This window comes from Allobosea sp. RIT-PG3_2 (assembly GCF_057321085.1).
On sequence record NZ_JBXWCA010000003.1, the window covers coordinates 397,333 to 414,785 of the forward strand.

Consider the following 17,453-nt stretch of genomic DNA (forward strand, 5'->3'; position numbering starts at 1 on the left):
CGGCGGATGGGGGCCCGGCGCGACTGCGATCAACTCGGTCGATAGAAACCGGAATCGAGATTGTCCAGCGTCATGCCGGCATCGCCGGCTTGTGGAAACCATTGCTCGTCGACGATGGCCTGAAGTTCGCGTCGCGCAGCGACGTAGTCGACCGCGAGATTGGCATGCGCAGCCGTCAGGCGGACTTGCATGTTGGGGTGACCAAAGAGTTCCATGAGGACGCGCCTCTGATCTCCACGACGGGATTTGAGTTCAGTTGCCAGAGCCCATGTTTTCAAGATTAGGCGATTGGCTCGTGCGTTTTCGTTACGCTCGATCGCATCGTATTGCTCGATGCAGAGCTGTTCAAAAAGTCGCACGATCTCGGCGTTCGACAGGGACTTCAAATCTCGTTGCCGCATCATTTGAGCACCTTAAACTGCCGCAAGGCTTGATGACCGATCCGCACATGCTCCGACCAGTCTCTGCCTCGAAGATAGTCGCGTGGCGTCTGCATGCCGAGCTTCCAGTTTCGCCTACCATACCACCCGCTGATCTCGTGGTGCTTGTATCGCGGGATACTGACCACATTCTCGACGCTATCGATCATGGAGCGCGAAAAGTCCTGGTTCAACCGCGTGTGCTGTTCGACGATATGGTGGTCGTCATAGCCCGGTCGCTGCTGACCGACATGCTGCTGCAACTCGTCGAGCGACTTCGGCTCGTCCTGATAGGAGCGGATCGAGGGATACTCCGTATAGAGCCAGTGCCCCACTTCGATCGCTGTAATGACGATGCCGACCGGACCTGCTCGGCGCAGAGCCTGAAGCGCGATCGCTTTGGCCAGCGCCTTTGCGGCCTGTGTCTTTGAAGGCTGGCCCCTCGCTGTATCCTTGGGCAGGTCGAGCGCCGGGCCGCCATTATCGCCGATGCCGGGCTGCCGGCTTTGGCCGGAGCCCTCGCCGCCACCCCATTGGCCGCCCTCGGGGCTGCCCGCCGGAACACGCGGTTGATCCGGATTGAAGCCGCCCTTCTCGATCAGCGCCTGCAGGCGGGCGAGGGCACGCATCATGCGATCGCCGGCGAGCCGGCAAGCAACGGCATGGTGGCGGGCAGCGTGCCCGCAAGGTTCGATGGATCGTAGGGTGGGCATCCGGCGCTGGGTCTCCGCGGCGGATGCGGAGACTAAGCGCGAAACAGCGGGTGGGGATAAGTTCGCTGGCGCCGCCGTGGCTCTATGAGGCCCGCAGCACCATCACCTGCGTCTCGCCATAACCCCGCCGCTCCAGCTCCTCGAAGCCCTCGGGCAGGACGATCTCGGCGTCCGCCGCCTCTTCCAGCACGATCAGCGCATCCTTCTCGAGCCAGCCGCCCTCGCGGGCGGAGGCGAGTGCCTTTTCGCCCAGCCCCTTGCGATAGGGCGGGTCGCAGAAGACGAGGCCGAAGGGCGCCATGCCGCTGATCGGGCCGAGCTTCGTCGCGTCGCGGCGGAAGATGCGGCTGAAGCCGGCGATGCCCAGCGCCATCTGGTTCTCGCGGATGATGCCGCGGGCCTCCGTCCCGTCATCGACGAGCAGGGCGAAGCCCGCTCCGCGCGACAGCGCCTCGAAGCCGAGAGCGCCCGTGCCGGCGAAGAGATCGAGCACGCGCGCGCCCTCGATCGCATCGCCATAGGCATGGGCGAGCACGTTGAACAGGGATTCGCGCAGGCGGTCCGAGGTCGGCCGGATGCTGCCGATCCCCGGTTTCGGGCCGGCCAGTGGCCGGCCGCCCAGGCGTCCGCCGACGATCCGCATCGCTTAGCCGCGGTTACCGCCACCACCAGGGCGTGGACCTCTGCCACCGCCGCCGGGACGCGGGCCCTTGCCGCCACCAGGCCGCCCACCGCCCGGCTTGCCGCCGAAGGGGCGTCCGCCGCCGGCCGGCCGCTCGGAGGAGCGGGCGCCGAAGCTCTTGCCGCCGAAGCCTTTGCCGCCGCCCGGCTTGTCGCCGAAGCTGCGGCCACGCGGCCGGTCATCAGAAGGTCGCTCGGAGGAACGGGCGCCGAAGCTCTTGCCGCCGCCGAAGCCTCTGCCGCCACCGGGCTTGTCATCGAAGCTGCGGCTGCGGGGGCGATCTTCGGCCGGTCGCTCGCTGAAGCGGCGGGCAGGGCGCTCGGCTCCGTCGCGAGGGGCGCGGTCGGGGCGGTCCCCGCGCGGCGCGCGATCCTGCCAGGGCCGCTCATCGGCGCGGTCTCGCGTCCCGGCGTCCTCGCGCGGGCGTCGCGCCGGTCTCTCGCCGCCGCTCGGGCGGTCGAAGGAGCGCGGAGGCCGAGCCTCGGCGCTGCCGCGCTCCTGGCGCGGCTTGCGATCGGGCCTGCGCTTGCTCTCGCGCGGTGCCTCAGGCTCCTCGCGCGCGGGGGCGGCGACACGCTCGACCAGCACGCGCCGGCCCTTGGGATCGGCGATGGCCTTGTCGCGCCGGCGCGCGACGACGCCGCTCTCCTCGCGGCTCTGGCGTTCCAGCTTGGGGTCTGCGCCACGGCGCGGCGGTGCCTTCCGCTCGCGCTGCGGCTCGGTCTCGGCATCGCGCCAGACCGTGCGGGTCCACGGCTTGTCGCCGCGTAAGGGCGCGCGGGCCGGTTCGCCATCGCGTCCCGTTTCGTCGCGGCGGCGCCGCGGGCGGTCGTCGCCCGCCGGAGCCGGGCGCGGCGCGGCGGGCAGTGCGTCGCGGCGCGGCGATTCGAAGTCGGCGCCCGCCTGGGCGGCGAGCTCGGTGCCGAGCTGGTCCTGCAGCACGCGCGAGCGAATCTCGTCGGCCTCGCCCTCGGGCAGGTCGCCGAGCTGGAAGGGGCCGAAGGAGATGCGGATCAGCCGGTTCACCGTCAGCCCGAGATGCTCGAGCACGGTCTTGACCTCGCGGTTCTTGCCCTCGCGCAGATCGACCGTCAGCCAGGTGTTGAAGCCCTGCTGGCGCTCGAAGCGGGCGGTCACCGGCCCGTAATGGATGCCGTCGATGGTGACGCCGTCCTTCACCGTGTCGAGTACGTCCTGCGTCACCTCGCCGAAGGCGCGCACGCGGTAGCGCCTGAGCCAGCCGGTCTCCGGCAGCTCCAGCACCCGCGCCAAGCCGCCGTCGTTGGTCAGCAGCAGCAGGCCCTCGGTGTTGATGTCGAGCCGGCCGATGGTGAGCACGCGCGGCAGGTCCTCCGGCAGCGCGTCGAAGACGGTCGGCCGGCCTTCCGGGTCGAAATTGGTCGTCACCACGCCGCGGGGCTTGTGGTAGAGCCACAGCCGCGTGCGCTCGCGTGCCGGCAAGGGCTCGCCGTCGACCAGCACGATATCGGTCGGCTTCACGTCGAGGGCCGGGCTTTCCAGCACCGTGCCGTTCACGCTGACGCGGCCTTCCGCGATCATCGCCTCGCTGTCGCGGCGCGAGGCGACACCGGCGCGCGCCATCACCTTGGCGATCCGCTCCGGCTCCTCCGCCGTGATCAGCTTGCGCTCGGGTGCGGCGTCGTGCGAACGGCGCGGCCGCTCGTCATGGCCTCCGCCACCTTCGAAGCGCGGCGTGCGCGGCCGCGAAAAACGCTTCTCGCCGTCGCGGCCCTCGCCGCGCGGCGGCCGGTCGGCACCGCCCTGCGCCCTGTCGCGAGACGGGAAGGGGCGATCGCCCGCTCCTGCGGGGCGCCGGGGCCGCTCATCGCCCGAACGCTCGCGGAAACTGCGGCCCTCGCCTTCCGGCTTGAAGCGGGCGGGCCTTTCGCCGTCGAAGCGGCGCGGACGCGGGGCTTCGCCCTCGCTGCCGGCCGGTCGCTCGAAACGGCGGGCCGGGCGCTCGTCGCCGGCCGAATGGCCGCGGAACGGCTTGCGCTCGCCATCGCGGGCCGGGCGCCCGTCGCTGGCGGAGTGAGCCCGAAACGGCTTGCGTTCGCCGTCACGCGCCGGCCCACGGCTTTCCCCGCCGGAACGGCCGCCGAAGCTCTTGCCGCCGAAGCCCTTGCCGGGGCCACGGCCGCCGGCGCCACCGCCCTTGTGGGGGCCGCGGCCTCTGTTGTTGCTGTCGTCTTTCATGGTTGCTCCTGAGCCGGCCGAGCACAACCGCTTTGCGGAGAGGCCTGGCTCGCTTATTCGCTAGAGCGCGCGCCGATCAGCTTGCGACGCAATCTGATCGAATAACGCGTTCTCTATCAATATCTGAGAGACGGATTCACCGATCAGGTTGATCCAACCTGATCGGATCCGGCTCTATGACCGGCGCTTGTAGCAGAGGCTTTTCCTCGCTGCGAGCGCCAAAGCAGGGGTTGATGATGCCGCAGCCGAAACCGTCTCCCGCGCCAGACGCGATGGCGCTCGCCTTCGACGAGGCGAAAGCGGCCGCCCTGCGCGGCGAGGTGCCGGTCGGAGCGGTGGTAGTGCGCGACGGCGCGGTCCTCGCCCGCGCCGGCAATCGTACGCTCGAATTGAAGGATCCGACCGCCCATGCCGAGATGCTGGCGCTGCGTCGCGCCTGCGAGGCGATCGGCAGCGAGCGACTGATCGGCTGCGATCTCTACGTCACGCTCGAGCCCTGCCCGATGTGCGCCGCCGCGATTTCCTTCGCCCGGATCAGGCGGCTCTATTTCGGCGCGGGCGATCCGAAGGGTGGGGCGGTCGAGAACGGCGTCAGGCTCTATGAGAGCCCGACCTGCCACCATGTGCCGGAAATCTATGGCGGGCTGCGCGAGACCGATGCCGCGGCGCTGCTCCGGGATTTCTTCCGCGAGCGGCGTTGAGCCTCAGGTATCCGACGAGGTGATGCCGAACTTCTGCGCGAGCTGCGTGCGGTCCATGCAGGAGACGTCGTAGGTCACCTGCCGGCCCTTGAACTCGGGGCGCTTGCCGAATTCCTTGGTCATCGTGCCGATGATGTCATCGACCCGCGCTTCGCAAGCCTGGGCGGTCGTGAACTCCATCTCGCTGATCCGCGCGGTCGTGCACTGGGGCTCCCCGGCGACGCAGGCCATGACGACCATGGTGAAGGCATCCATGCAGGCGCTCCTGTTGCTGCCCGCCGAGGCTGCGCCCGTATGGTTAGCGCGGCGTTAACGGCCGGCGAGGTGGTCCAGGGTGCTCAAGCAAGATGCGCGCCGTCAGGCAAGACCGCGCCAGCAGAGATAGGCGCCGAGCGCCAGCAGGCCGGCGAAGAAGCAGATCTTGAAGGTCGCGGGCGAGATGCGGCTGCGGATGAACTGGCCCGCGCCCATGCCTGCCAGCGCGGGCACAAGAGCCAGCAGCGATTGCCAGGCGACGGTGCCGTTGAGCGCGCCGGCGCCGATCAATCCGAGGGAGAGCGCCAGCGTCGAGATGATGAAGGAGATGCCGAGCGCCTGCACCAGCTCGTCCTTGTCGAAACCGAGTGCCTGCAGATAGGGCACGGCCGGCAGCACGAAGACGCCGGTCGCGGCGGTGACGACGCCGGTCGCAACGCCGATGACGGGGCCGAGCCAGTTTTCCCAGGCTGTGGGCACGCGCAGCTTCGCCGCCTTCAAGCCGACGAGTGCGTAAAGTACCAAAGCCAGGCCGAGCCAGAGCGTCGCGGTGCCGTCTTTCTGCTGCTGCAACAGGCCGGCGCCGGCCCAGGTGCCCAAGCAGATGGTTGCGAGCATTGGCCAGAGCCGCCGCAGCGTCGCGCCGAGCTTCGGGCCGGTCGCGATCTGCCAGCCATTGGTGACGAGGTTGGGCACGACCAGCAGCGCCGCAGCTTGAGCCGGGGCCATGACCACGCCGAGGATGCCGACCGCGATGGTCGGCAAGCCCAGCCCGATCACGCCTTTGACGAAGCCGGCGAGCACGAAGGTCGCGGTGGTGAAGAGGATGAGAGTCGTGTTGTCCATGTCCCGCTTGTGGCATTGCCGCGGATGGCTGTCGCGGGCCGATGCTACGGCCGGCGCCGTAGCGTTCCCGCTTGCGATGGCGGCGGGTTGGCGCATCATGCGGCCCATGAACACGCAAGGTCCCTACCTCGCCGAGATCGCCCATCTGATGGGCGATCCTGCTCGCGCCAACATGCTGCACGCGCTGATGGACGGCCGTGCGCTGACGGCCAAGGAACTCGCCTGGATAGCCGGCGTCGCGCCGCAGACTGCGAGCGGCCATCTCGCCAAGCTGATGCAGGGCAGCCTGATCGACGTCGCCGTGCAGGGGCGCCACCGCTATTACAGGCTGGCCGGGCCGGAAGTTGCAGCGGCGCTCGAAGGCCTGATGGTGCTCGCCAATCTGGACGGGACGAGCCGGCGCCTGCCGTCGCGCGTCGGCGCCGAATTGAGCCAGGCCCGCACCTGCTACGACCATTTCGCCGGCCGGCTCGGCATCGGCATCCACGACGCGCTGATGACGGGCGACCATCTCTCTGCCAGCGAAGGCGGCTATGCGCTGACCAATTCGGGGAAAGCCATCTTCGTCGCGCTCGGGGTCGATCCCGAAGCAAGCGCCAGGAGCCGCCGCGCCGCCTTGCGTCCCTGTCTCGACTGGAGCGAGCGGCGGCCGCATCTTGCCGGACATCTCGCAGCGGCGCTGGCCTGCCGCTGCTTCGAGATGGAGTGGGTGCGTCGTCGCAAGGACAGCCGCGCCGTCAGCCTGACGGAAGACGGCCGCACCGTGCTCGAAGCGGCGCTTCCCGGTTTCCGCTGCGATGCGCCGGAAACCGTCAGCCCGCCGCTGCGAGAGCGCGCGCCAGCGCTCGCTTGACCTCGTCCTTGATCGGCTCGGCCGCCGCGAGGATCGCCTTGGCCTTGAAGAAGTCGAGCCCGCCGATGCGATCGGCGCCCGCCCGGATCAGGATATCGGGCGGCCGGCGCTCGACCATGCTCTGGACCAGCGTCCGGGTCAGGATCTGCGATGCCCCGACGATCGCCTCCATGGCGCCGGGAATGCGCGTGTCGCTCGTTGCCGTTGTGGGCGCGCTGACATCGACAGCGATGACGATGCGGCCCGGCGCCAGCAGGCCTTGATAGGGCAGGGGATCGATGGCGCCGCCATCGATCAGCACGCGCCCGCCGAGCGCGACCGGCCGCACCAGTCCGGGGATGGCGAGCGAGGCGGCGACGGCCGGCGTCAGCGGCCCCTCGTCGAGCAGCACCTCGGCATGGCGATGGTAGTCTGCCGCGACGGCGGTGAAGGGGATCGCCAGCTCCTCGAAGCGATCCGGCACCGCCTCCGGCCAGAACAGGTCCAGCAGCCGCTCGCCGTCGATCAGCACGGGGTTGCCAAGCCCGCGCACGAGGTCGGTGAGCTTGCCGACGCGGGCGTCGAGCAGCTTTGCGATCACGCGGGCCCGGTCGCGGAAGCTCTGCAGCGCATGCTCGCGCAGGTCACGGCCGGAGAGGCCGGCGGCATAGGCCGCGCCGATGATGGCGCCGATCGAGCAGCCGGCGATCTGCGCGGGCTTGAGCCCGAGTTCGTCGAAGGCCTCCAGCACCGCGATATGGCTGAGACCTCGCGCCCCGCCGGCACCCAGCACGAGCGCGATTTCCGGCGCGCGACCGGTTCCTTGTGAGGAGATGGCGGTACGGGAGCCCGGCATGCCTTCCGTTCCCGTCCTCTGCCTCAAGCCACCGCCCGAGCCAGGAAGGGCTTCAGCGCCGCCAGCGTCGCCTCCGGATTTTCCTCGGGCAGGAAATGCCCGCTGTCGATCGCCTGTCCCTCGGCCTGCGGTGCGAAGCTCTGCCGCCAGGTCTCGAGCGGGCTCGCGCCCTTGGCGGGAATGCCGGCCTCGCCCCAGAGCACCAGCGTCGGGCAGAGGATGCGCTTGCCTTCGGCGAGATCGGCCTTGTCATGCTCGATGTCGGTGGTGGCGCCCGCCCGGTAATCCTCGCAGGCCGCATGGATGCGCGTGGGATCGTTGAAGGATTCGGCGTAGGATCGCATCGCCAGCGGGTCGAACAGGTCGAGGTTCTTCGCCCGGCTCCAGCTTGCGATGGTGTGGTCGAGCCAGCCGACCGGATCGGCCTTGATCAGGTTCTCCGGCACCGGCTCGGGCTGCGCCAGGAAGGTCCAGTGATAGACCTGCATGGCGCGGGCGGCGTCCATGCCCTCCCACATCGAGACGGTCGGCAGGATATCGAGGAGGACGAGTTTCTCGACGCGGCCGGGATGGTCGAGCGCCAGCCGGTAGGCGACGCGCGCGCCGCGATCATGCCCGATCACGCCGAAGCGGATATGACCGAGCGCCTGCATAACCGCGACGATGTCTTCGCCCATGCCGCGCTTGGTGTAGGTCGCCTTGCCGCCGTCGCCATGCGGCGCGGCCGACCAGCCATAGCCGCGCAGATCCGGGCAGACGACGGTGTGGGTCTTGGCCAGTTCCGGCGCGAGCCTGTGCCATTCGGCATGGGTCTGCGGGAAGCCGTGGATCAGCACCAGCGGCGGGCCTTCGCCGCCCACGCGCGCGAAGATCTTGCCGATCGGCCCGTCGATCCAGTGTGGCTTGAAGCCGGGGAAGAGCGTGTCGATGTTCGCCATGGCCGGGAGCATAGGCATCGACCCGAAAAGTGGGAACCGGTTTTCGGAATGAGTCGATGCAGAAAGAAATCACAACGCTGATCGAATGGAGGATTTAGTAGGGTTATGGAATTTTGTATGCGGCGCAGGGATCATCTCTGGATATCGACGGGATGATTGAATGTTGATATTGATTAGAATTAATATTAATTTCTACCATTAATATTATCGCCAATGATAATCGAAGTAATTATTATCATAATTAATATAAGAGAAATAACCATAATAATACTACTAATTTCGTGTAACTTTGTCCATTCACCTCCATAAATCGCGACATGTGCGAACGAAATAACCATTGTTGCGCAGAATATTTTGCAGATTTTAATTAAAAAATCGCGGGTTCGTTGTTTCATTTTGTTGCGGTGTTACCTTGAGATTTCCCGAAATTCAAAGGCCGCGCGCCCCTGAAATATCGGTATCGGCGATGATGTAACCTGACGACCTTCTGTCAGCCTTGCTCGCGCTTCACCGCCTGCCAGCCGATGTCGCGGCGGCAGAAGCCTTCGGGCCAGTCGATCTTGTCGACCGCCTCATAGGCGCGTGCCTGTGCCTCGGCGACGCTCTTACCGAGCGCGACGACGTTGAGCACGCGCCCGCCATTGGCGACGAGGTCGCCATTCGCGAGCTTCGTGCCGGCGTGGAAGACGAGAACGTCGTCCAGCGCTTCGGCCTTCTCGACGCCACGGATAACGCTGCCGGTTTCGGGCTTCGCCGGGTAGCCCCTGGCCGCGAGCACGACGGTGAGCGCCGCTTCGTCCCGCCAGCGCAGATCGACGCTGGCGAGCACGCCGTCGCAGGATGCGAGCAGGGCCGGCACGATGTCGCTCTTGAGGCGCGGCATCAGCACCTCGCATTCGGGGTCGCCGAAGCGGACATTGTATTCGATCAGCTTCGGCCCCTGCGCCGTGATCATCAGCCCGGCGAAGAGCACGCCCTGGAACGGCGTGCCGCGCTTGGCCATTCCGGCGAGGGTCGGCCTGATGATCTCGGCCATGACGCGCTCTTCCATGGCGGGCGTCATCACGGGGGCGGGCGAATAGGCGCCCATGCCGCCGGTGTTGGGGCCGGTGTCGCCATCGCCGACGCGCTTGTGGTCCTGCGCCGAGGCCAGCGCCAGCGCATGCGTGCCGTCGCAGAGGGCGAAGAAGCTGGCCTCCTCGCCGATCATCCATTCCTCGACCACCACCTCGGCGCCGGCCTCGCCGAGCCCGCCGGCGAACATCATGTCGATGGCCTCATTCGCCTCGTCCAGCGTCTCGGCCATGATCACGCCCTTGCCTGCGGCGAGCCCGTCGGCCTTGATCACGATCGGCGCGCCCTGAGCGGCGACATAGGCCTTGGCGGAAGACGCATCGCCGAAGCGCCCGAAGGCGGCGGTCGGGATCGCGAATTCGGCGCAGAGCTCCTTGGTGAAGCCCTTCGAGCCTTCGAGCTGCGCCGCCGCCTTCGACGGGCCGAAGACCTTGATCCCGGCCTGGCGGAGATCGTCGGCGATGCCATCGACAAGCGGCCCTTCAGGCCCGACGACGACGAGGTCGATGCCCTGCAACCGGCAGAAGGCGATCACCGCATTGTGGTCGGCGACATCGACCGCGACGTTCTCGCCGCATTGCGCCGTGCCGGGATTGCCGGGCGCGATGAACAGCAGGTCGCAGAGCGGCGATGCCGATATCGCCCAGGCGAGCGCATGCTCCCGCCCGCCCGATCCGATCAGAAGAATTTTCATGGCGCCATCTCCGCTCCGTCACGGGCGCAATAGCGGTCGATCGCTGCGGCGGCAACGCTTCTGCTGTGCGGGCAGGGCCGTTATGGTCCGGTCATGAACACCGAATCGCCCCTGCCGACCGGCAATGCCCCGGAATGGTCCGTCTCGGACCTCTCCGGCGCGCTGAAGCGCACCATCGAGGATAATTTCGGCTTCGTGCGCGTGCGCGGCGAGATTTCGGGCTATCGCGGCCCGGTCGCTTCCGGCCATGTCTATTTCTCGCTGAAGGACACCAACGCCAAGATCGACGCGGTGATCTGGAAAGGCGTCTTCGGGCGGCTGAAGACGCGGCCGCAGGAGGGGCTGGAGGTCATCGCCACCGGCAAGATCACCACCTTCGCCGGCAAGTCGAGCTACCAGATCGTCATCGATTCACTGGAGCTGGCCGGCGCCGGCGCGCTGATGGCGCTACTGGAGGAGCGGCGCAAGCGCTTGGCGGCCGAGGGACTCTTCGCCGAGGAGCGCAAGCAGCTCATCCCCTATCTGCCCTCCGTCATCGGCGTCGTGACCTCGCCGACGGGCGCCGTCATCCGCGACATTCTGCACCGGCTGGAGGATCGCTTCCCCCGCCATGTCCTCGTCTGGCCGGTGAGGGTGCAGGGCGAGACCAGCGCGGCCGAGGTCGCCAACGCCATCGCCGGTTTCAACGCGCTGGCACAGGGCGGACGCATCCCGAGACCGGACGTCATCATCGTCGCGCGCGGCGGCGGCTCGCTCGAAGACCTGATGAGTTTCAACGAGGAGGTCGTGGTGCGCGCCGCCGCAACCTCCGGCATCCCGCTCGTCTCGGCTGTCGGCCACGAGACCGACTGGACCCTGATCGACCACGCCGCCGATCTGCGCGCGCCGACGCCGACCGGCGCGGCCGAGAAGGTCGTGCCGGTCCGCGCCGAGCTGATGAGCTTCGTGGCCGACCTGTCGCGGCGCCATGCCGGGGCGATGCTTCGCCTGTCAGACCGCCGCCGCAGCGACCTGAGGGCGCTGGCTCGTGCCCTTCCCGGGCCGGAAGCGGTGCTGTCCGGCCCGCGCCAGCGGCTCGACCTCACCGGGACGCGGCTGGCTCCGGCGCTGGCGCGCAACGCCCGCGCTCATGAGCAGGCGCTGCAGGGCCTGTCGCGCCGGCTGGAGGCGCGTTCACCCCGCGTGGCGCTTGCCAAATTGAGGGCCGAACTCGCTGGCTTTGCGCGCGTCCTCGCCAACGCCAGAACGAACGCATTGGAGAAGGAGCGCACCCGCATCGCCCATGCTCGCGATCGTCTGGCGACGCTCGACGCGCGCGCCCGCAACGCCTTCGGTCAGAGCCTGATCCAGCGTCGCGACCGTGGTGCCGCACTGGCCGAGCGGGCCGAGCGCGCCTTCGGGCAGAGCCTGCATCGCCGCGGCGATCGTCTCACCTCGTTATGGACGCTGATCCGCTCGCTCGGCCCCGAAACCGTGCTGGCGCGTGGATACGCGCTGATCCGCGACGAGGCCGGCGCGCTGTTGCGCAGTGTCGGTGAAGCGCTTCCGGGCCGGGCGCTGACTGTGCAGCTTGGCGATGGCAGCTTCGGCGTCACCGTTGCCGGAGGCGAGCCCGGCGGGCCGAAGCCGGCGCCGCGCCCGCTGCGCAAGGGTCCGGCCCCGGCAGGGCAGGGCGATCTGTTCTGAAGCTCAGGGCGCGTTGAGGAAGGTGTTGACGCGCTTCAGCGCATCCTCGCGCGCGGCCATGTTGGTGCCGACCGTGACCTTGCCTGTGCCGCTGGCGGAATAGGCGATGTTGTCGCGCTCCCTCACCTCGAGGCGCGGATGGTCGAAATCATGCAGGACGCCGGGATAGAGCACGAGGCCGACCTGCTCGCCGCGCGCCTGCGCTGCCTTGGCGAGGTAGCCGCAGGGCGCCGCCGGCGTCCAGTCGTCGGCATCCCCCATCAGGATCAGCAGCGGCAGGCGGGCCGAGAAGCTCGGCGATTCCGATTGCACGCGGCAGGCTGGATAGAAGGCGATGGCGCGCTTGAAATCCGGCCGCCCGTCGGTTGGAATCCGGTCTTTGCGGATCGCGGCCAGGACCGTCGAGCCGCCGCCCGACCAACCGAGCAGGGAGATCATGCCGGGCCGGATATCGCTGCGGTGCTGCAGCCAGTTCCGCGCAGCGGCGGCGTCGCTCACGCGCTCGCGCCCGGCGCGCACGGTCAGGTCCTTGACGCCGCATTGCGAGCCGAGCCCGCGCGAACCGTAGCTGTCCGGCATCAGCACGGCGAAACCGGCAGCAGCGAGCCGCTCGCCCCAGTCCATATGCCGCACCGACAATTTGCCTTGCTCGCGCCACAGACCGCCGCAACCATGCAGCGCGACCACGGCTGGAAAAGGCCCCGGTCCGGCTGGGCGGTAGAAGACGCCTTCGAGATGCCCGTCGTCCAGCGGAAGCGAGACGCGCTCGTAGCCGGCGGCCAGGGCGGCCGGGGCTCCAAGCAGTAAAAGGCTCATCAGACACGCGGCAAGGCGCTTGAGACTGGACATCACCGACCAGAAGATTATCACAAGCTCTGGAGTATTCCGGTTTTCCGTTTCCCGATCAATGATTTGATACGAATTTGATGAACATCAGCGAGCGTCTTCCTCCGAGCGGGCCCGAGGCGGTCCTCGATTACGGCCCCGGCGAGTTCCGCGTGATGAAGCCCGGCGCCTTCGTGCGTTGCGCCGTGACGTCCGTGCCGATCCGCCTGGAGGAGCTGCGCTACTGGTCCATCGAATGGCAGGAGGCTTACGCCTCGCCGGAAGCGGTCCTGCTCAGGCTACGCCGGGCCGGGCGCGCCTGACGCGGCAGCGAGCAGGCTTTCGACACGGTCCGGCTCCGCGAAGACGAGCCTGACGGGCACCACGACGATCCGATCGATCTCCGTCTCCGGCCAGAGCGTCGCGAGCTTGGTCCAGTCCTTCTCCGTGGTGGCGATCAGCGTGTCGCGCCTTTTCGCCTCGGCCGTGACCTGGGCGATATCGGCTTCCGTATAGGCATGGTGATCGCCGAAGGAGCGTTCCGCGACAATGAGGGCGCCGGCTTCCCGCAGCGTGACGGCGAACTTCTCCGGTCTGCCGATTCCCGAAAGCGCCAGAACACCTCGCCCCCTCAGCCGCTCGGTCGCTGTGCCCAGCGGTTCCAGCCGGGCCACAATGACCGGCCGGCCGTGGGACCGGGCGGCGGCCGCAACCTGCCGGCCGGCCTCGCCCTCGCCGATGATAATCACGGCGTCGGCCTCACCGATCTGACCCGCGAGCGGCGCCCGCAGCGGACCGGCCGGCAGGCAGAGCCCGTTGCCGGCGCCTGAAAGCCCGTCGACCACGGCCACCCTGAGGCGCTTCGTGAGCGAGGGGTTCTGCAAGCCGTCGTCCATGACGATCACGCTGGCGCCGAGCCCATGGGCCAGCCGCGCGCCGGCAACCCGGTCGCGGGCGATGACGGTGCGGGCATGGCGCGCCATCAGCATCGGCTCGTCGCCGACATCGGCGGCGGCATGATGGTCGGGATCGACCTCGACGGGGCCAGCCAGCCGGCCGCCATAGCCGCGCATCAGCACGAACGGCGTCTCGCCGCGCCGCTTCAGCAGCCCCGCGATGGCGATCGCCGTCGGCGTCTTGCCGGCGCCGCCGGCGACGAAGTTGCCGACGCAGATGATCGGGATGGGGAGATCGGCGCCGGCCCGTCGCATGCGCCGCAGCGTGATCGCGCCATAGAGCCAGCCGAGCGGCCAGAGCAGCCAGGCGGGGAGCGTCGGCTTAGGCAGCCACCAGAAGCGTGGCGCGCTGAGCATCAAGAGGTGGGGTCGCGCTGTCCGAGCGCCACGCGCATCAGCAGCGGCTCGATGGCATGGAGCGTGCGGTTGAGCGCGCCGCCGAGCTGAGTCGCCGTCTGCGCCGCCGCCCGCGCTGCCTGCCGCGCGCTTGCCGGGTCGCTCAGCCAGCGATGCACGGCACCCGCCAGGGCCTGCGCATCGGCGACGGAGCGCGAGCCGCCATCCTGGTCGAAGGCCCCGAAGATCTCGGCATTGTTGTGGACATAGGGACCGTGCAGCAGCGCGCAGCCCAGCTTGGCAGGCTCGATCGGGTTGTGCCCGCCGATGCCTTCGACCAGCGAGCCGCCGAGGAAGGCGACCTGCGACAGCCGGTAGAACAGCCCGAGTTCGTTGACGGTGTCGGCGACATAGAGCTCGACATCGCGCTCCGGGTTCTCACCGGTGGCCCGGCGCGACATGGCGACGCCGTTGGCCTGCGCCAGCGCCTCGATATCGGGGCCGCGTTGCGGATGGCGCGGCGCGATGATGGTCAGGAGCTTCGGCAGATAGGGCTTGATCGCGAGATGGGCGGCGAGCACAAGTTCGTCCTCGCCCGGATGCGTGCTTGCGGCGATCCAGACCGGGCGCCCGGTCGTCATGCCGTCGAGGATCCCGAGCATGTTCGGCTCGGCGGGCGGGGCCGGCACATCGAATTTGAGGTTGCCGGCGACGCTGACGCGTGGCGCACCGAGCTGGGCGAGCCGCTCCGCATCGCCCTGCGACTGCGCGAGGCACGCCTCGAAGCAGGAGAGCAGGAAGCGCGAGGTCCTCGGCATCTTGTACCAGCGGGCGAAGGAGCGCTCGGACATCCGCCCGTTGACCATGACAACCGGGATCGTGCGGCGCTGCGCCTCGATCAGCAGATTGGGCCAGATCTCGGATTCGCAGATCAGGCAGAGCTCGGGCCGCCAGTAATCGAGGAAGCGGCGCATATAGCGGGGCACGTCGAGCGGCAGGTACTGGTGGATCACGCCCGCGGGCAGCCGCGCCGCCAGGAGCTTGGCTGAGGTGACGGTGCCGGACGTCACCAGCACGCCGAGGCCGCGCTTCTGCAGCTTGGCGATCAGCGGGAGCAGAGTCACCGTCTCGCCGACGCTGGCGCCATGCAGCCAGACGACGGGCTTGTTCGGCCGCTTGACCCCCGCATGGCCGCGGCGTTCGGGCAGGCGCTCCGGGTCCTCCTTGCCGCGGCGCCGGCGCCACAGCAGCAGCCCGGCCGCGGCCGGCTCGAGCAGGGCCGTGGCGTAGCGGTAGCTCCTGAGAATCGCGCCCTTGCCGCTCATGCCGGCGCCCCGGCCGGCTGCTGCCGCTCACGCAGGCCTGCGCCCGGATCGCGGCCGCCAACGAGCGCATAGGCGCGGGCGTGGACGTCGTCGAGGCTCGCCTGGAGGGCGAGGCGGGCCGCTTCCTGCGTCGCCTCGTCGGCATCGCGCGCGACCAGGATCGGTTCGCCGACGACGATCGCGCCGCGCCCGAAGGGCAGGCCGATCGAGGCGCGGTCCCAGCTGTTGAAGTCGATGCGGCGGCTGGTCACGACCGCGACGGCGCGGATCGGCCGGCCGGAAGCGCGCGCCAGCGCGATGATGCCGGGGCCGGCGATGCGGGCTCGCTTGGGGATATCGGCGGTCAGCACCATCGTGTCGCCCGCCGCCAGACGGCGCACCATCGCCAGGAAGGCGCTGGCGCCGCCCTTTTCGCGCACCTTCTTGCCCAGCGCGCCGGAGCCGCGGATCGCGCCGATCCCCAGTTCGCGCAGCGCCACGGCGTTGAAGCCGCCGTCGCCATGGCGGGAGACCAGCGAGCAGGCCGGCATCCAGTCCGGCCGGGCGAAGGGGATCATGATGTGTTGGCCGTGCCACATCGCGAAGATGACGGGCAGCTCCGGCCGGACATCGTCATAGATGTCCGCCGGTTCGAAGACGATCTTGTTGGTGCGCTGCACGAGGCGCAGATAGCCGGCCAGCAATCGGCCGAGCGTTTCCTGCGCCGCGCGCGTCTTGAGGAGGGAAAACCCCATCTGCGTGTCGTCGAGATCCTGTGCCGGTTCAGGCCTTGGTTGCTTCGGGGTCGAGAAGGCGGTGCAGATGCACGACGAAATAGCGCGTCTGCGCCTGGTCGACCGTTTGCTGGGCCTTGGCCTTCCAGGCCATGTGGGCGCTGGCATAATTCGGGAAGATCCCGACGATGTCGAGCTTCGCCAGATCCTTGAAAGTGACGCCTTCCAGCGAGGCGAGCTCGCCGCCGAAGACGAGATGGAGAAGCTGCTTCTGATCTGGTTCCGCGCTCATCAGTGTCTCCTGCAGGGCTCTGGCGCCCCCCATAAGCCATCCGCGCTGCGCATGCGAGCGGGCCGGGTGGCAAGCCTTCAAAAAAAGCCTCAGACGGACTGCGTCTGTCCGTCGCGCAGCCGCCCGACTGCATGCAGAAGCGGGGCCGCGAGCGCGCCATTGCTGGCAATCAGCATGCCGTGCACGGGAGTGGGGCGGTTATAGGCGACGGCCCCTCCGGAGGCGTCACTGAGCCGCCCGCCGGCCTCGCTCAACACGAGGTCGGCCGCCGCCAGATCCCAGTCGCGCGCATCGGACGAGATCAGCCCGGCGTCGATCGTGCCGTCGGCGATGCGCGTCAGCCTGAGCGCGAGCGAGGGAATCTTGGCGGCCGCCTCGAACTGCTCGAACTGCGCCAGCGCGTCCAGCATCGGCTTGGGGCCGGCGATCCTTGCGCCGGTAAGGCTACCGGCCGGCGAGGTCCTGATGGTGTCGCCGCTGCGCTTTGCGCCGCCGCCGCGCAGTGCCGTATAGGTCGCGTCGCAGGCGGGGGCGTGGACAATGCCGAGGACCGGCTCCCCGGCGTCAAGCAGCGCGACACAGACGGCCCAGTCCGGCGAGCCGCTCATGAAGGCTCGCGTGCCGTCGATCGGATCGACGACCCAGACGAAGCGGTGCGACAGGCGCAGGGCGTCGTCGACCGTCTCCTCGGAGAGCCAGGCAGCTTCCGGCAACAGGGCCGACAGGCGAACGCGCAGGAAGGTGTCGACGCCGATATCGGCCTCCGTCACCGGCGAGCCGCCACTCTTGGACCATGTGCGTGCCGCCGTCTGCGCGCCCGGGCGGAAGAGATCCAGTGCGAGGGCCCCGGCTTCCAGGCAGCTTTCGCAGGCTGCCTTCATCAGCTCGCCCGCGATCGGTAGCGTCATTGCACTCATGCCCTTCGTATCGGTCGCGAAAGTTGCGGTTTCAAGCCGAAAATGCGGGCGGGTTGCGAAAGATTCCGTCAAGCATCAGAGCTGAAACAAGCACAACGGACCGCGCCAGGGGCGAAAACACCATCCTTTAACCCAACCCCTTAAGCGCTCGGACACGGCTGGCGACCATCCTCATC

At 68.6% G+C, this 17,453-nt stretch carries 19 protein-coding genes; 4 read left to right on the forward strand and 15 right to left on the reverse strand.

The window, feature by feature from the left end; genetic code table 11:
• Positions 1-29: 29 nt before the first annotated feature.
• The 4 genes from AC2FAN_RS12185 to AC2FAN_RS12200 form a co-directional block, all read right to left on the reverse strand.
• Entirely contained in the window at positions 30-386 is a 357-nt protein-coding gene (locus tag AC2FAN_RS12185) for a DUF2019 domain-containing protein (RefSeq protein WP_320109539.1), read from the reverse strand.
• Between the two features lie 14 nt (positions 387-400).
• Positions 401-1,051: a hypothetical protein gene (locus tag AC2FAN_RS12190; RefSeq protein ID WP_485174286.1), complete on the reverse strand. Its 651-nt coding sequence runs from the start codon at positions 1,049-1,051 to the stop codon at positions 401-403.
• A gap of 163 nt (positions 1,052-1,214) precedes the next feature.
• Positions 1,215-1,775 (reverse strand): 16S rRNA (guanine(966)-N(2))-methyltransferase RsmD, encoded by a 561-nt coding sequence (rsmD, locus tag AC2FAN_RS12195; protein WP_485174288.1) that lies wholly within the window; start codon positions 1,773-1,775, stop codon positions 1,215-1,217.
• A gap of 3 nt (positions 1,776-1,778) precedes the next feature.
• Positions 1,779-4,031 (reverse strand): pseudouridine synthase, encoded by a 2,253-nt coding sequence (locus AC2FAN_RS12200; RefSeq protein WP_485174290.1) that lies wholly within the window; start codon positions 4,029-4,031, stop codon positions 1,779-1,781.
• A 236-nt stretch (positions 4,032-4,267) separates the two neighbouring features.
• Between AC2FAN_RS12200 and AC2FAN_RS12205 the strand changes: the two genes are divergently transcribed.
• A complete protein-coding gene (locus tag AC2FAN_RS12205) occupies positions 4,268-4,732 on the forward strand; it encodes a nucleoside deaminase (RefSeq protein ID WP_485174292.1) in 465 nt (154 codons plus the stop codon).
• Positions 4,733-4,735: 3 nt separating this feature from the next.
• On the opposite strand, the gene AC2FAN_RS12210 is transcribed toward AC2FAN_RS12205, so the two are convergent.
• Both AC2FAN_RS12210 and AC2FAN_RS12215 read right to left on the reverse strand, forming a co-directional pair.
• Positions 4,736-4,987, reverse strand: a complete 252-nt coding sequence (locus AC2FAN_RS12210; RefSeq protein WP_485174294.1) for a hypothetical protein — start codon at positions 4,985-4,987, stop codon at positions 4,736-4,738.
• A 102-nt stretch (positions 4,988-5,089) separates the two neighbouring features.
• Positions 5,090-5,833: a sulfite exporter TauE/SafE family protein gene (locus tag AC2FAN_RS12215; protein ID WP_485174296.1), complete on the reverse strand. Its 744-nt coding sequence runs from the start codon at positions 5,831-5,833 to the stop codon at positions 5,090-5,092.
• A 106-nt stretch (positions 5,834-5,939) separates the two neighbouring features.
• Between AC2FAN_RS12215 and AC2FAN_RS12220 the strand changes: the two genes are divergently transcribed.
• Positions 5,940-6,686, forward strand: a complete 747-nt coding sequence (locus tag AC2FAN_RS12220) for an ArsR/SmtB family transcription factor (RefSeq protein WP_485174298.1) — start codon at positions 5,940-5,942, stop codon at positions 6,684-6,686.
• Here AC2FAN_RS12220 and AC2FAN_RS12225 read toward each other — a convergent pair.
• The 3 genes from AC2FAN_RS12225 to purD form a co-directional block, all read right to left on the reverse strand.
• Entirely contained in the window at positions 6,646-7,521 is an 876-nt protein-coding gene (locus tag AC2FAN_RS12225; RefSeq protein WP_485174300.1) for a patatin-like phospholipase family protein, read from the reverse strand. The genes AC2FAN_RS12220 and AC2FAN_RS12225 overlap by 41 nt on opposite strands.
• 23 nt (positions 7,522-7,544) lie before the next feature.
• Positions 7,545-8,459, reverse strand: coding sequence for an alpha/beta fold hydrolase (locus AC2FAN_RS12230; RefSeq protein ID WP_485174302.1), 915 nt, complete (start codon positions 8,457-8,459; stop codon positions 7,545-7,547).
• Between the two features lie 490 nt (positions 8,460-8,949).
• The gene (gene purD, locus AC2FAN_RS12235) at positions 8,950-10,227 is read right to left on the reverse strand and encodes a phosphoribosylamine--glycine ligase (protein ID WP_485174304.1); all 1,278 of its coding nucleotides are present in this window, start codon (positions 10,225-10,227) and stop codon (positions 8,950-8,952) included.
• A gap of 93 nt (positions 10,228-10,320) precedes the next feature.
• Here purD and xseA point away from each other — a divergent pair, with 93 nt between their 5' ends.
• Positions 10,321-11,913, forward strand: coding sequence for an exodeoxyribonuclease VII large subunit (gene xseA, locus AC2FAN_RS12240; RefSeq protein WP_485174306.1), 1,593 nt, complete (start codon positions 10,321-10,323; stop codon positions 11,911-11,913).
• A 3-nt stretch (positions 11,914-11,916) separates the two neighbouring features.
• Here the strand turns inward: xseA and AC2FAN_RS12245 are convergent, their stop codons facing one another.
• Positions 11,917-12,729 carry a dienelactone hydrolase family protein gene (locus AC2FAN_RS12245; protein WP_485174308.1) on the reverse strand — a complete coding sequence of 271 codons (813 nt, stop codon included), beginning with the start codon at positions 12,727-12,729 and terminating at the stop codon, positions 11,917-11,919.
• Positions 12,730-12,839: 110 nt separating this feature from the next.
• Here AC2FAN_RS12245 and AC2FAN_RS12250 point away from each other — a divergent pair, with 110 nt between their 5' ends.
• The gene (locus tag AC2FAN_RS12250) at positions 12,840-13,061 is read left to right on the forward strand and encodes a DUF2093 domain-containing protein (protein WP_265052187.1); all 222 of its coding nucleotides are present in this window, start codon (positions 12,840-12,842) and stop codon (positions 13,059-13,061) included.
• Here the strand turns inward: AC2FAN_RS12250 and lpxK are convergent.
• The 5 genes from lpxK to AC2FAN_RS12275 form a co-directional block, all read right to left on the reverse strand.
• Positions 13,038-14,051 (reverse strand): tetraacyldisaccharide 4'-kinase, encoded by a 1,014-nt coding sequence (gene lpxK, locus AC2FAN_RS12255; protein WP_485174310.1) that lies wholly within the window; start codon positions 14,049-14,051, stop codon positions 13,038-13,040. The genes AC2FAN_RS12250 and lpxK overlap by 24 nt on opposite strands.
• On the reverse strand, positions 14,051-15,355 hold the full coding sequence (locus AC2FAN_RS12260) for a 3-deoxy-D-manno-octulosonic acid transferase (protein ID WP_265052189.1): 1,305 nt from the start codon (positions 15,353-15,355) through the stop codon (positions 14,051-14,053). The genes lpxK and AC2FAN_RS12260 overlap by 1 nt, the downstream gene beginning before the upstream one ends.
• Positions 15,352-16,089, reverse strand: coding sequence for a lysophospholipid acyltransferase family protein (locus tag AC2FAN_RS12265; protein ID WP_485174313.1), 738 nt, complete (start codon positions 16,087-16,089; stop codon positions 15,352-15,354). The genes AC2FAN_RS12260 and AC2FAN_RS12265 overlap by 4 nt, the downstream gene beginning before the upstream one ends.
• A 28-nt stretch (positions 16,090-16,117) precedes the next feature.
• Positions 16,118-16,360, reverse strand: coding sequence for a DUF4170 domain-containing protein (locus tag AC2FAN_RS12270; protein ID WP_265052191.1), 243 nt, complete (start codon positions 16,358-16,360; stop codon positions 16,118-16,120).
• Between the two features lie 89 nt (positions 16,361-16,449).
• Complete coding sequence (locus AC2FAN_RS12275; protein WP_485174576.1) at positions 16,450-17,268, reverse strand: 3'(2'),5'-bisphosphate nucleotidase CysQ; 819 nt, start codon at positions 17,266-17,268, stop codon at positions 16,450-16,452.
• Between the last annotated feature and the right edge of the window lie 185 nt (positions 17,269-17,453).